Source organism: Streptomyces filamentosus, assembly GCF_014654895.1.
GTDB classification, from domain to species: Bacteria; Actinomycetota; Actinomycetes; order Streptomycetales; family Streptomycetaceae; genus Streptomyces; species Streptomyces filamentosus.
Genome location: NZ_BNBE01000003.1, coordinates 1,253,491 through 1,265,978, shown reverse-complemented (window position 1 = coordinate 1,265,978; position 12,488 = coordinate 1,253,491). Strand labels below are relative to the sequence as shown.

At 69.3% G+C, this 12,488-nt stretch carries 12 protein-coding genes; 8 read left to right on the top strand and 4 right to left on the bottom strand.

Going from position 1 to position 12,488, the window contains the following annotated elements:
* Nucleotides 1-18 precede the first annotated feature (18 nt).
* Nucleotides 19-459 (top strand): GFA family protein, encoded by a 441-nt coding sequence (locus IE326_RS33250; protein WP_190044137.1) that lies wholly within the window; start codon nt 19-21, stop codon nt 457-459.
* 701 nt (nt 460-1,160) lie between these two features.
* On the opposite strand, the gene IE326_RS33245 is transcribed toward IE326_RS33250, so the two are convergent.
* Entirely contained in the window at nt 1,161-2,561 is a 1,401-nt protein-coding gene (locus IE326_RS33245; protein WP_190044136.1) for an ApeA N-terminal domain 1-containing protein, read from the bottom strand.
* A gap of 315 nt (nt 2,562-2,876) precedes the next feature.
* On the opposite strand from IE326_RS33245, the gene IE326_RS41120 reads away from it, so the two are divergent.
* A complete protein-coding gene (locus IE326_RS41120; protein ID WP_229915767.1) occupies nt 2,877-3,632 on the top strand; it encodes an ATP-binding protein in 756 nt (251 codons plus the stop codon).
* Here IE326_RS41120 and IE326_RS33235 read toward each other — a convergent pair.
* Nucleotides 3,571-3,924: a hypothetical protein gene (locus IE326_RS33235; RefSeq protein ID WP_190044135.1), complete on the bottom strand. Its 354-nt coding sequence runs from the start codon at nt 3,922-3,924 to the stop codon at nt 3,571-3,573. The two genes, IE326_RS41120 and IE326_RS33235, sit on opposite strands and share 62 nt — an antisense overlap.
* Nucleotides 3,925-3,947: 23 nt before the next feature.
* Entirely contained in the window at nt 3,948-4,754 is an 807-nt protein-coding gene (locus tag IE326_RS33230; protein ID WP_190044134.1) for a helix-turn-helix domain-containing protein, read from the bottom strand.
* A gap of 269 nt (nt 4,755-5,023) precedes the next feature.
* On the opposite strand from IE326_RS33230, the gene IE326_RS33225 reads away from it, so the two are divergent.
* A complete protein-coding gene (locus IE326_RS33225; protein WP_190044133.1) occupies nt 5,024-6,301 on the top strand; it encodes a helix-turn-helix transcriptional regulator in 1,278 nt (425 codons plus the stop codon).
* An 86-nt stretch (nt 6,302-6,387) separates the two neighbouring features.
* On the opposite strand, the gene IE326_RS33220 is transcribed toward IE326_RS33225, so the two are convergent.
* Nucleotides 6,388-7,215: a quinone oxidoreductase family protein gene (locus IE326_RS33220; protein WP_308440350.1), complete on the bottom strand. Its 828-nt coding sequence runs from the start codon at nt 7,213-7,215 to the stop codon at nt 6,388-6,390.
* Between the two features lie 951 nt (nt 7,216-8,166).
* Here IE326_RS33220 and IE326_RS33215 point away from each other — a divergent pair.
* The 5 genes from IE326_RS33215 (at nt 8,167) to IE326_RS33195 (ending at nt 12,423) form a co-directional block, all read left to right on the top strand.
* On the top strand, nt 8,167-9,051 hold the full coding sequence (locus tag IE326_RS33215) for a helix-turn-helix domain-containing protein (RefSeq protein ID WP_190044132.1): 885 nt from the start codon (nt 8,167-8,169) through the stop codon (nt 9,049-9,051).
* Between the two features lie 2 nt (nt 9,052-9,053).
* Complete coding sequence (locus IE326_RS33210; protein ID WP_190044131.1) at nt 9,054-9,752, top strand: zinc finger domain-containing protein; 699 nt, start codon at nt 9,054-9,056, stop codon at nt 9,750-9,752.
* A 159-nt stretch (nt 9,753-9,911) separates the two neighbouring features.
* Nucleotides 9,912-10,553, top strand: a complete 642-nt coding sequence (locus IE326_RS33205; protein WP_190044130.1) for a WhiB family transcriptional regulator — start codon at nt 9,912-9,914, stop codon at nt 10,551-10,553.
* Nucleotides 10,550-12,235 (top strand): collagen-like domain-containing protein, encoded by a 1,686-nt coding sequence (locus IE326_RS33200; protein ID WP_190044129.1) that lies wholly within the window; start codon nt 10,550-10,552, stop codon nt 12,233-12,235. Before IE326_RS33205 ends, IE326_RS33200 begins: the two co-directional genes overlap by 4 nt.
* Entirely contained in the window at nt 12,232-12,423 is a 192-nt protein-coding gene (locus tag IE326_RS33195) for a hypothetical protein (protein WP_190044128.1), read from the top strand. The genes IE326_RS33200 and IE326_RS33195 overlap by 4 nt, the downstream gene beginning before the upstream one ends.
* Nucleotides 12,424-12,488 lie beyond the last annotated feature (65 nt).

Here is a 12,488-nt window from a genome sequence, read left to right as displayed (position 1 = left end):
CACCTGGGAGAACACCTGATGAACGCCACCCCCGCCGCCGACACCCAGGGAGCCAAAGAAGCCGAGGTACGCACCGGCGGCTGCCTGTGCGGCCGCATCCGCTTCACCGCCCAGGGCCCGGCAGTCTTCCCCCACACCTGTGAATGTGATCATTGCCAGAAACTCGGCGGCACCCCCGTGATGTGGTGGGTGGGCTTCAAGACGATCACCTGGACCGGTGAGGGTGGCGAACCGACCTGGTACGAGACCTTCCCCGGTGAGGCGAAGCGCGGCTTCTGCCCGACCTGCGGCAGCCGCGTCGCGGCGATCGACAGCGACATCCCGGAGATCGGCATCAACGTCACGGCCCTCAACGACACCAGCGGCGAAGACCTCGTACCGATCCACGCGTCCTTCCACGACAACGCCGTGCGCTGGCTGCCCTCGGTGGCACAGACAGCGCCCAGTGCGACCGGCTGACACCACGGCACTCCACGAGCGCTCAAGGTACTTGAGGAATGCGCGAGGCTACTTCCTCGACGAATTCGAGCTGCCGCCCCGCCGAGGGGCGGAAGCGGGAGTGAGAGCCAGGGCTCTGAGTATTCAGCGGTTTCAGGAATCTGGGTGCGCCAAGCATCGAGGTGAAGGGCGAATTGCGAGCCGCCCCCGCGAAAGGGGCACATCAATTTGATCGAAGCAGCCTCAACACGCCGGAGAACACAGCAAAATTGGCTGTACAGGAACTGTTCATCCCATCCGTCTGCTGGCCGTCCCGCTCCTTCGGCAGCCGCCACTGCGACCCACCACGAAGGGGGGCACAAGACGTGAACACGAGCACTTGACAGGGAACTGTGCCCGTGCAAGCACGAGACGAGGATCAGCGGCGCACCGGCCGTCCTCTGGGTCGGCTTCCGCAGGGATTCCCTGACCTGGACCGGCCCTGGCCGAGAGCCGAAGTGGTACTCGACCTACCTTCTCCGAACTACAGACCCTGTTGGGTTGCTTCGGGGCGGGCCGTGGTGATCGCGAAGTCGTTGATCCCGCCGTCGCGGGTCAGCCGCAGGGTAGTGGGACGTAAGACAGGTCTCTGATGGATCGCTCTTCGCGGCTGTCAAGTTGGCTTCTCGTACCGGCGCCCACCTCTTCCAAGGCGACGGGTGCCCCTCCGAACAGTTCTGGCATCACTCCCGCACTTGGTCCACGGCATATCGGAATGGTTCCCGCTTCAGGACGCGGCTCTCGATGTCATCGATTCCGAGCTCGGACAGTATCCGTGTCCGGATGATCCAGCGCAGGACCTCGCCGTACCAGTGAAGCTGTACCACGTCGGGAGTCTCTGAGGTTGAGCCTCCGTGTGACTCTCTGCCACGGGTGCGGGCGACTCTGGCCACGAATTCTGGGGCAGCCTGAACAATAGTTGCACCGACTTCACCGGTTGACTTGACCAGCTCTTCTATGAGTTGCTTCTGCGGCTTGTCATTGCGCGACTGGAGTACCGCCTTCGCCCATTCGATGACCTCGGTATCGATGCCTGCGCTGGCCGCGGAGTTGATGACGGCTTGAACGCGTGCATTATGATCCGGGCGAGGAATTTGCTTGCTGTCAAACAACGCCTTGGCGAGAGCCTCGGCGCTCCGGTATGTCGAAGTAAATTTGTGCGCGGTGTACATGAACGGCGCATATTCAGGCGCCAAGAGCAATCTGACGGGCTCCCAGAAGTTGCGCCAGAGGCAGTACCATCGTGGCAGCAGAGCGGCAAGATCGACAGGACTGTCATTTGCCCTCAAGAGTGTGGGGGCATTGACCCCGACGATCGCGTGTAGAGACGCGGAGGGTCGCTGCAGCACGCTCAAGTAGGCGTCACACAGTTGAGGCGTGCCCTGGCCAGTACCAACAGGCCGAAGGCGAAGTCCTGTAATGCGCACGGGACGGTCGAGGCTCAGCATTAGCAGGTCATGGAAAGGGCGGATTCGGCTGTCGACGATGTCCTCCCAGCGAGATGGGTCTGCGCAATCGATGGCAAATACGGACCGTCGTTCGACGCGCACGACGTCACCCGTCGTCCTCGACCACCGTCGATTTCCCGAGCAACCGGCTACCAGTCGAACCCGATCACTTTCGATCGGAGCGGACGTCAGCTCAATGTCGTCGGTATGAACCGAGATCCGATTGGGGGCGTTCTCCCACAAGGGTGGCGGATGGAGCCATGCGTTCAGGTAGTCGAAATCTACCTTCGCCTCGCTGAAGGCATTACCGTCTACATGCCAGCCGAGCAATGCCAACTCGACACGGTAATCCTCCTGCTCAACATCGAGGTCGCTACTCACGGTGAGCCCTGCCACTCCCAACAGGGACACATCCCGCCTGTCTTCCTCGTGCAGCCGGCCATGCACCACGGCTTCCTCGACCCAATGTGACCATTGCTCTCCACTGCCGCCACTGGCCACGACGGCAGACCGGAACAACGATCCGCCATACACCACCAAGCTGATGCCTGCGGAGTCGAAGGTGAGTGTCCCGGGAAGGCTCTCGTGCTCATGCCCCGGCAGCCACCATGAACCTCCTGCTGAGAAGTACTCCACTCAGCAATCGTCGCGTAAGCGCGTACTCGATGCCGGCGGTGATGGGCCAAATGGATCGCAGTGACGTCCTCGCGTCGCTGCTGAGCACGCCACAGCCACTGCACCCGAAGGCGCTCGTCGAGGAAACGGTCGACGGTCTGGGCCTTGCCGAGGGTGCCGTGTGCGTGGCGGACGTAGGCGCGCAGCGCACGGGCAGGGGTGGAGGCGGGCACAGGCGCCTCCTCCGGGCGGTGGTGGCCGGGACCGGGCGTCCGGCCCGGCCGAGGGTCGCGGACTGCCGGGGAGAAACACTGAAAGTGCTGAGGGAAGTTGGCGGTGGCCGAGCGCGACGCTCCGACGGTCTTCCTGCTGGTGGGGCTCACAGGCTCGGGGAAGACGACCTACGCCCAGCAGGTGCTGGAGCCCCAGGGTGCGGTGCGACTGTCGGTGGGCGAGGTGGTATTCGAGCGGCACGGCCGGTACGGCGTCGACTACCCGGGGAACACCTACTTCGAGAAGGAGGCCCCGGTCGTCGCCGAGCTGCACAAACGGCTGGCCGAGTTCGTCGCCGAGGGCCGGGACGTGGTGTGGGACCACGGGTTGTGGCCCCGCAAGGACCGCGACGCGATGAAGACGCTGGTGGAGTCGGCCGGCGGACGGTGGCGGCTGCTGTACTTCCCGGTGGCCCGTGACGAGCTGCTGCGCCGACTGACGGAGCGCAACGAACGCGGGGACGCGAACTCCTTGATGGTCACTCCGGAGGCCCTGGACGACTTCTTCGCCCGCTTCGGCCGCCCAGCGGGGTGGTCGAGGGTGACGCGACGGAAGGCCAGGCGAGGGTCGGAGACGATCCGGCCAGAGTGCCAGCCGGTGTGCTCCAGCAGCCGGACGCCTCGCTGCGGGCGGCGGGCGTGTGCTCGCTCCACTCGTCTGGAGGAGCACCGCTCGCCCCGCCGCCGCAAGTCGTCCAGGACGCCAGCTCAGTACCGGGAGGGGTACGAGGTTATGGCTGGCCAGGGCGGCGGCGTCCTCAGCCGTCCCGCCTGGCGCCGAGCCGCCCCGCATGCCGTGTGGATCCTGCAGAGGGGATGAGCGTGTCGAGGATGCGCTGGTAATCGGCACGCGCCAGGGGTTCATCAGCCCAGGCTGGATCAGCACGCTCGCTGATGAGATCGAGAAACTGGCCTGGTGTCGTCGACTCCACAGCCCATGCCTCACGGTCGGGCGCGGCCCACCAGATCTCATTGTGCTCTGGATCGAGGCCGAGTCGGACGGGGCCGAGGTGACGGCCAAGCGCGTCGAGACGGCGCAGGCCCGTGCCTGCGAGATCTGCGATCAGGGCCTGGGCTTCGTCTGCGGTCTGGACGTGGGTGAAGAAGGGCACGGTGCGGCTGCGCTTTCTCGTGGTCAGGCGACTAGCTGGGGGTTCCGGCCACCCTGGGTGGCCGCCAGGCTGATGAGCTGGGCGGCCCCGAGGACCTGGTCGATGTAATCGGTGATGTCGTTCGGGATGTCACTCAGGGGTTTGAGGAGCAGGACGACGCCGAGTGCCGTGTCGCCCCAGAGGGCCGGAGCCGCTACGGAGTCCCAGCCGGGCAGGCATTCCTGGCGTCCGACGGCGTAGCCCCGCACACGGATTCCGTCGAGGGTCGCGAGGAGGTCGTCATTGTTGAGTGCGCCCGGGCCGGCGGTCTCGGGGATGGGCTCGGCGAGCGCGATCTCGCGGAGGCTCTCGGGAACGTAGGCGAGCAGGGTGCGCCCGGAGGCGCCGGTGCGGAGGGAGCATCCGGCAGTGAAGATGTCGTACGCGGTCATGCCGAAGTCGTCCGGGCAGTAGTTGCCGATCGCGTAGTCGGTGCAGACGCGGCGTGCGCCGACGGAGGCGAGGCTGTAGAAGAGGACGAGGCCGCCGCAGTCCGCTTGCAGGTCGACGAGGATCTCGTGCTGATCCAGGCCGTCGTATATGCCGGCCATGGCCTGCATCCCGGCGCGGGCCGCGTGGCTGCCGAGCCGGTACTTGCCTCGACCTACGCGCTCGACCCATTTTGCGGCGACCTGGGACGCGAGAATGCGGTGAACCACCGCAGGATCCAATTCCGTGTGATCGGAAATGGCTTTCAGAGAATGCGTGTCTCCGGGGAGCTCGGCAAATGCCTGCATGACCCGGATCACTCGCTCTGCGTGGCTGCTCCCCTTGGGGCGCTCGGATGCCATATTGAATCCAGAACTAATAGCGGGATGATTGGTGCCCGATGTGCACGTTCAGGGACGGAAAGCCGTCTCCGTCCCCGGCTCGCACACGTTCTCAGGGCGGAATCGGAACTGGAGTACCGGAACACGGCTACCGGAACACGACTACCGATCCGGGCTGGGCTTCTGAGGACTCTGCAGGAGAGGGGCCTCGCGCCTCTCCTGCGTGACTCGAGTTGTCGCCTCCTGCGGGCTGCCTCAAGCTGGCGGCACGTGATGGGAGCTGGTGCCGCATGAGTCTCGGAGAAAGCGACGAGGGAGAACTCGGCCCGGAAGAGCTGATGGGGCTGGCCGGTCTGCTCAGGGCGTGGCGCCTCGCTGCGGGGCTGAGGGAGGGGCGTGGTCGCGCGATCCCTCAGGCAGAGGTGGCGCACGCCATCGGCATGTCCGAGAAGTGGTATGGGCAGCTGGAACGGGGCGCGGTTCCTCGCCTCCCGCATGACGCGGTCGAGAAGCTGGTCGGGCGGCTGCACCTGGGGCCGGACGAGCGTCAGACGCTTCTGTACTACACCCCTGGCGGTGCCCTGATCGGACGCACCAGGCCGAGGGACGAGCCTCCGGAGCTACGCACCCTGCAGTTCTTGCTGGACCAGCAGATGCCCCACCCCGCCTATGTAACCGACGCCCGCTGGTCCATGATCGCTTATAACCGGGCGATGGCGGACTGGTACCCCTGGGTCGTCGAGCCGGACGCCAACCTGATGCGCTGGGCCCTGCTGCACCCGGACGCCCGCAAGCAGTACGTGGGCTGGGAAGATCATGCCCGTGTGTACCTGGCCATGATCCGCATGTTCCTGGCGCGCCATAAGGCCGACCGCTTCATGACCTCCCTGCTGCGCGAGATCTACGAGGACCCGGACTGCCGCCGGCTGTGGGACGAAAGCCCCCATGTGGTCGCCCATCGCGACGGCAACCGATTCCGCATGCGCCTGCCACGGTTCGACTTCCAGGAGGTCGAGGTCGTCTCGCACCTCCTCTTCCCGGCCGGCCACCCGGACTTGCGGGCGGTGGTGATCACCTGGCTCGGCAGCGAGCACGAGCTCCAGCCCGGATCCGTACAGCAGCCGAATGCGCTGTCAGCGGGCGGGGCCGGAGGCTCCGAGGCGATCGGGGACGCCTCCTGGGCGCAGGCCGGGTGGGCTGATTCAGCGGAGGACGCGGCAGCGCTCGCGGGCAACGGGGCGATCGACCTGCCGGAGCTGAGCGCTCTGGCCGGCCCTGGGTGCCGTCTCACGCTCAACCCGCAGGACCGGACCGTGGTGTGGGCGTATCGGCAGGACGGTGGCGGGTGGCGCGTGAATTCGCTCTCCGTGGAGGCGACGCTCAGCCGTCTCGTGCCGCAGTCGTCCCGCCGGGGCGTGGTGCGCGAGTACCAGCAGCTTCTGCGCACGACACTGCCGGCCTCCGCGGGAGAGGCCAGCAGTGAGCTGGACACGATGATCGCCGAGCTGTCGGAGCGCCTGGTGGTTCTGCGTGACCTGCGCGAGCAGCTGGACGAGCCGGTCGGTTGACGGCAGCGAGCTCGACCTCGAGCCTCGCCCCTCCCCTCGTGGGGGCGGAGCACCGGGGTCCGAGCCGCGCCGGATACCGAGCCGAGTCAGGCAGCGGGGTCGAGGACGACCTTGCCGGTGGTTCGGCGGGCCGCCATGTCCTCGTGCGCGCGAGCCGCTTCGCTCAGCGGGTACACGGTGGGCGCCGGGACTGCGAGTTCCCCGTCCCGTACGGCCTGGAAGAGGTCGGTCATGGAGTCGAGCAGCGCGGTCCGATGTCCGAACAGCAGGGGGAGCCAGAATCCGCTGACCGTCTTGCCGGTAGCCATGAGGTCGCGGGTGGTGATGGTGGTCTCGATGCCGCTGACGCTTCCGTAGACCGCCATCCGGCCCATGGGTGCGAGGGCTTCCAAGGTCGAATGGAGGGTGTCGCCGCCTGTCATCTCCAGCGCCGCGGCGGCTGCGCCACGGGTCGCCTCCTTCAGGTCTACGGCCAGGCTTGTCGAGGTGCTGTCGACGACGGCATCTGCCCCAAGGCCGAGGGCCAGAGCTCGCTTGGCGTCCGTGCCGGCCAGGGCCACCACGCGGGCTCCGGCCCGCTTGGCGAGCTGCACTGCTAGGGACCCGACGCCGCCGGCGGCTGCGGGCACGATCACAGTCTCCCCCGGGGTGATGCGCAGCACGGTGTGCAGCAGGTGCCAGGCCGAGTTGCCCTGGAGGGTCAACGAGATTGCCGTGGCGTCGTCGATGTCGTCCGGGACCGCGATCGTGGAGCGGCGGTGAGCCAAGGCCACCTGCGCATATCCGCCGCCGCGCGTCAGGGCCACCACCCGCCGCCCGTCGCTGTAGCCCATCACTTCATTGCCAGGGACGTACGGGAGCGTGACACCGGCCAGGTAGTCCCCTTCTCGCACATGCAGGTCCGCGTAGTTCACCCCCGCCTGGAGGACCTCGACCCTGTGGTGTCCGGCCGTCGGCTCTGGTTCAGGGACCTCCGTGAGCCGGAGGACCTCCGGGCCGCCGTGGCTGGACATAGTGACAGCTCGCACTTTCTCACCTCTCAGCGCTTCAAGATCATTCGACGAAATTGCGCCACGCGCAATTTGAATGAATTGCGCCACGCGCAAATTCCGGAGACATTAAACCACCCTTGACGCGCAGGGCCTGGCAGGCATAAATTCCACCTCAATTCTTAGAGCCCTACGGACAGGAAACAACTCACACAGTGAGCCGCATCACTTCCGCTAAATTGCACGTGGCGCAATTTGTGGCGGCCCGCACACCGGACAGCGCCCACCGCGCGGCCCGTGAGGGCGCTAATCCCAAGCAAAAGGTGGCAGAGTCCGGGAGAGGCCACTCCCCAGGGCGAATGACGGGCGTCGCTGCTGCCCCGCCAGGAAACGATCTCTCTGCAGGGCGGGCTGCACCTTCGGCGCCTGCACCTGATGGGGCAACAAGTTCTACAGAGTTTAAGAACCAAGTCTGGATCTTGACGCGGGTCCCTGCGTATGTTCGTCGTCCTCCGGGCAGCCCGCCCGGCACCGCGATCGTGAGGAGCGAGATACGCACCGATCAGACCGTGTAGGTCTGCATACAGCGACGGCGCCCGGGAGCGGGAACTCCCAGACGCCGAACGCTAAGTGGCATGTCCGCCCCGGCAAGGGCGGGGATTGCCCACCATCACCACGCTGAGTCCTTCCGAGGGGCGCGTCAGCGTGGCAACACTGCAACGAGGAGTATCGCATGCCTCCTGCCCTGCGTAAAAGGCCCTTCCGCCTGGCCTGCGCGGCAGCCACCTCCGCCCCGGCGCGTTCACGCACCGCGACGGAGCCCGCCTCCCCTGCCCCGGCGAACCGCCGGCTCCGCCCCGTCGCCGGGAGCGGCCGATGAGCAGCGAAGCCCGCGAGTGGGTCTGGGAGCACAGCTCCAGCCGGGGGACCGCACGCCTGGTCCTGCTGTCGATCGCCGACCGGGTGGCCGACGAGCAGTGCGTTTCCTGGGCCTCGTTGTCTAGCCTGGCCAAGCGCACGCGCGCGTCCCTCTCCACGGTGCGCGAGGCCATCGACCGCCTGGTCAAGGCCGGCGAGCTGGAGCAGCTCGACGACCTCACCGGCCCGCAGCGCAGCACGGTCTACCGCCTGCCCCTCGCCGCCCAGGCCGTCGCAGAGACCGCGCAGGCCGAGGACGCCGACCAGGCGCCGACGGGCGAGCACGAGGCCGCCGCCACCCTGCGGGTCTCGGTTCTGCGGCGGTACGGAATCCGGCCGCGTGAGGTACCGGAATCCCCCGCGAGGGACCGGAATCCGGCAGTACCGGAACCCGGCAGGCCCCGGCGGAAACCGGCACCCCGACATACCGGAAACCGGCACAGCGGTGTACCGGAAACCGGCACACAGAACCGTAGTGAACCGGATTTGAACCGTAGGTACAGCAGTGATGCCGCCGTCCTCTCGGCTTCCGAGTGGCAGGTTGACCCCGCCACCCACGCCTGGGCCCGACAGCAGGGACACCTCGACCGCCTCGGCCAGGAGGGCCTGCGGGCGGCCGACGCGAAGTGGCGCGCCCACCGGGCGGCCTTCAAGCCGAGGCCGGCGGACGCCTGGGCCACCGACTGGCGCTCCTGGATCGCCCGGGAGCACGCCCCCAGCCGCCCGAACCTCTACGCCGTACCCGGCGGAGCCTCCGCCGCCCCCGGCGGAATGACGCGGGCCGAGGCCCACACCGCCGCCCTCCTCGCCGCCCTCGACGAGCCGACCGGAACGGAGGGCTGACCGTGGACCGCCGCGAAATCGCCGCCCTGCTGGCCTACATCGGCCGACTCGACCCCCGCACCATCCGCACCGACCCGGGTGAGGCCCGCGACCAGCTCGCGCAGTGGCACGAGCTGCTCGGCGACGTGCCGATGGCCACCCCGCACGGCTGGGATGCCCGCGTCGCCGCCCGCCAGCACATCCGGACCTCGCCGTACCAGATCCTGCCCGCGGACGTGGCCCGTCCCTGGGAGAGCTATCGGCGCGACCGCCTGTCGAGGCACTCCGACCCCACACCGTCCGTCGACCCGGACGACCAGGCCGCCTGGACCGCCGCGCTGGCCGGCGCCCGCCGCGCCGTCGCCGCCGGCCTCGCGCAGCCCGCGCAGGCCAGGGCGATCACCAGCGGGCGTAACGGGATCGACCCGCGGCTGGAGGCCCGGCTGCGGGAGATCGGCTCCTGCATACCGCCCACCGCCCGAGCCGCCCTCGCGCCCTACCGGCCCGCCCGGGCCGCACGGGAGGCCGCCGTCGCGCAGGGCCAGCCTGACCCTCTCGGCGTGCGCTGCGGCTGGTGCCTGGCGCAACCCGGTGAGCCGTGCCGTCGGCGCCGGATCGGTCCCGACGACGGGGTACGCGGAACAGCTCCGCGTGCCACCCCGCACCCCGGCCGCCTCGACCTCGCCGCCGCCCAGCAGGCCCAGCAGCCAGCCATGGTCTGACCGGCGTCCACGGCTGGTGCACCCCGCTCGGTGCACCGCCGGCCACCACCGTCCCTCCTCGGCTGCGGCGCACGCTCCCGCGCCGCAGCCGCCACCCGACGCCATACCCGCCGAGCACCGCCCTCGCCCCTCGGCGCGGCAGCACATCGGAGAACCCCCTTGCGCCACATCACCACCCACGACGCTCCGGCCACCGGCCTGCGCGGCATCGCAGACACCAGCTGGCACACCCGCGGAGCCTGCCACGGCATGGACGTCGAGGACGCCGACGCCATCTTCTTCCCGCTCCCCCGGGACCACGAAGCCATCGCCGAGGCGAAGGAGCTGTGCGGCTGGTGCCCGGTGCGCAGCGACTGCCTCAACTACGCGCTCGAGAACGTCCTCAAGGAGGGCATCTGGGGCGGGCTCACCGAGGCCGAACGCCGCCCGTGGCACGACGGACTGCCCCAGCGCCTCGACTACCGGCGCGTGATCGCGTTCTTCCAGGGACGCGACGTCCACCTGACCGAGGCCGAGCGCCAGGTCGTCGTCGACCACGCCTATGTCCGGGGCTGGCGGCCCGACCGGCTCGCCGCCGGCCTGCAGATCAGCCCCAAGCACGCCCGTGACCTGCTGCGGCAGGCGGCCAATAAGGTGCTCGACCGCGACCGCCGCCAGGGTGTGCCCCGGCCCAAGAAGAACCGGCAGAAGACCGCTCCAGCCGCGGGCCGCCACATGACCACGAAGCCCGGCACCCGACAGCCGGTATCCCGCCAGGCAGCGTCGACCGCGACGCCCGCCTCTTTCGGAAAGGCCGCATGACCCACCCCGTTCTGTCCCTGGGTGCCGCTCCGGACCTCCCTCTCCTCCTCGTCGCCGGCGTCCCCGCCGCCTTCACCCTGGTGCTGGTCGCCTGGACGGCCCGGCGCCGGGGAGCCCGCCCGCAGAAGCGCGTCGGCGGTCCGGCGGTCAAGGTCGCCGCCCTCGCCGCCCTCGGCTGCACCGCCTACAGCGCCGACACCTCGTGGCGCTTCGCGGCCGACTACCTCGACATGGCCGGCACCGCCGAGCGTGCCGGGATGTTCGCCGCCGCCGAACTGGCGCTCTTCGCGACCGCGCTGATGGCGCGGCAGAACCTGGCCGCCCAGGGCGCCCCGGGTCTGCCCGGCACCCTGGTCTGGGTGATCACCGGAGTGCAGGTGATCCCTGCCTACGCCGAGAGCGGTCCCGTCGGCGGCACCGTCCGGGCCTTCGTCGGCCCGGTCATGGCGGCCATGCTGTGGCACCTCGCCATGGGAATCGAGCTGCGTCTTCACACCCCTGGCGCCGCTTCCCACGGGCTGCTCGCCGTCCTGGGGCGGGAGGCACGCGAACGGCTGCTGTCCCGCCTCGGCATCGCCGCCCGCGACCGCGACGCCGCGCAGATCACCCGCGACCGGGCCACCGCCCGCGCGGTCGACCTGGCCGCCCGCCTCGCCGAGCGCGCCCCCGAGCGGCGGGAGGACTGGCGAGGCCGGCGGCTCGCCCGACGGCTGTCGAAGGCGGTCGCCAGGGCCTCGGTCGGCACCGACCCCCTCCAGCGCACGCAGCTGCTCGACCAGCTCGCCGCCCGCCGGCACGCGCTCGCCCTCGCCACGGTCCCGCTCCCGTCTCCCTGGTCCCCGGGGCTTACCACCACCGCGGCTGCCACGGTCCCCGCGCAGCAGATGCCGGAAGCACCGGTCCCCGTGGCCGGTCCCCGCGGTCCCGGCGAGTCGGAGGACGGGGACAGTGGACCGGGTTTCCCGGGGGGACTGGGGACCGAGAACTGGGACGTCAGCGCACCACCAGCGGCGGGGACCGAGGGCGATGACGCGGGGACCAAGTCCCCAGACGTGAGCGCCGCCCCGGGGACCGTCCCCGTCGCACAGGACCCCGGCGAGGGGACCACCGACGGCGCGGGGACCGACGGTCCTGCTGCCGAAGTGCCTGCTCAGACGGGTGATTCGCATCGGGGACCGAGGGGCGCCGAGTCGGGGACCGAGCCCACCGGGGACCGGGGACCGACCGACACCGACACGGGGACCGAGCCCACCGGGGACCGGGGACCGACCGACACCGACACGGGGACCGAGCCCACCGGGGACCGGGGACCGACCGACACCGACACCGACACGGGGACCGAGCCCACCGGGGACCGGGGACACAAGGTCCCCCTCCGGCGAAAGGCGAGCTCGAAGACCAGGGCCAAGGGCAAGGGTCAGCGCGGCAGTCGCCCCCGCGCCCCGCAGGCGCAGCGCCCGTCTCGGGAGTCGGAGCAGTCGGTGGACCAGCTCGTCCAGCAGGTCCTCCCTCACGTCCCCGCCCTGCTCGAACGGGACGGCAACCCGGCCATCACCCGAGTCCAGCTTCGGGAGATCCTCCGCCGCGAGGGACTGAAGGGTGGCCGGAACGACCGGCTGAGCCTCGTCCTCCAGGAGCTGCGGAGCATCGACACCACGATGACAAGGAGCAATGCCCGATGAAGACCTGCCACTACTTCACCACCATCCGTACGCAGTACGAGCGGGAGATCGGCTTCATGCTCGCCCACTCCAAGCGGTACGAGGGCAGTCCGGCGGCGAAGTCCAGCGCGAAGCAGGCCGCGTCGGCGAAGCAGCGGATGGCCCGGGCCCTCAGTGGCCATGTCGGGCGCTGCCCCGAGTGCGGCTGAGCCCGCAAAGCCCCAGCTCAGCGCCCCTAGCCGCCATGGGTGGCCCGGCCTCGCGCCGGGCCACC

Excerpts from the sequence above, each read along its gene's own strand:
- IE326_RS33250 (WP_190044137.1), top strand. The coding sequence starts at position 19 with ATGAACGCCACCCCCGCCGCCGACACCCAGGGAGCCAAAGAAGCCGAG.
- IE326_RS33230 (WP_190044134.1), bottom strand. The coding sequence starts at position 4,754 with ATGGCATCCGAGCGCCCCAAGGGGAGCAGCCACGCAGAGCGAGTGATC.
- IE326_RS33225 (WP_190044133.1), top strand. The coding sequence starts at position 5,024 with ATGAGTCTCGGAGAAAGCGACGAGGGAGAACTCGGCCCGGAAGAGCTG.
- IE326_RS33215 (WP_190044132.1), top strand. The coding sequence starts at position 8,167 with ATGAGCAGCGAAGCCCGCGAGTGGGTCTGGGAGCACAGCTCCAGCCGG.
- IE326_RS33200 (WP_190044129.1), top strand. The coding sequence starts at position 10,550 with ATGACCCACCCCGTTCTGTCCCTGGGTGCCGCTCCGGACCTCCCTCTC.
- IE326_RS33195 (WP_190044128.1), top strand. The coding sequence starts at position 12,232 with ATGAAGACCTGCCACTACTTCACCACCATCCGTACGCAGTACGAGCGG.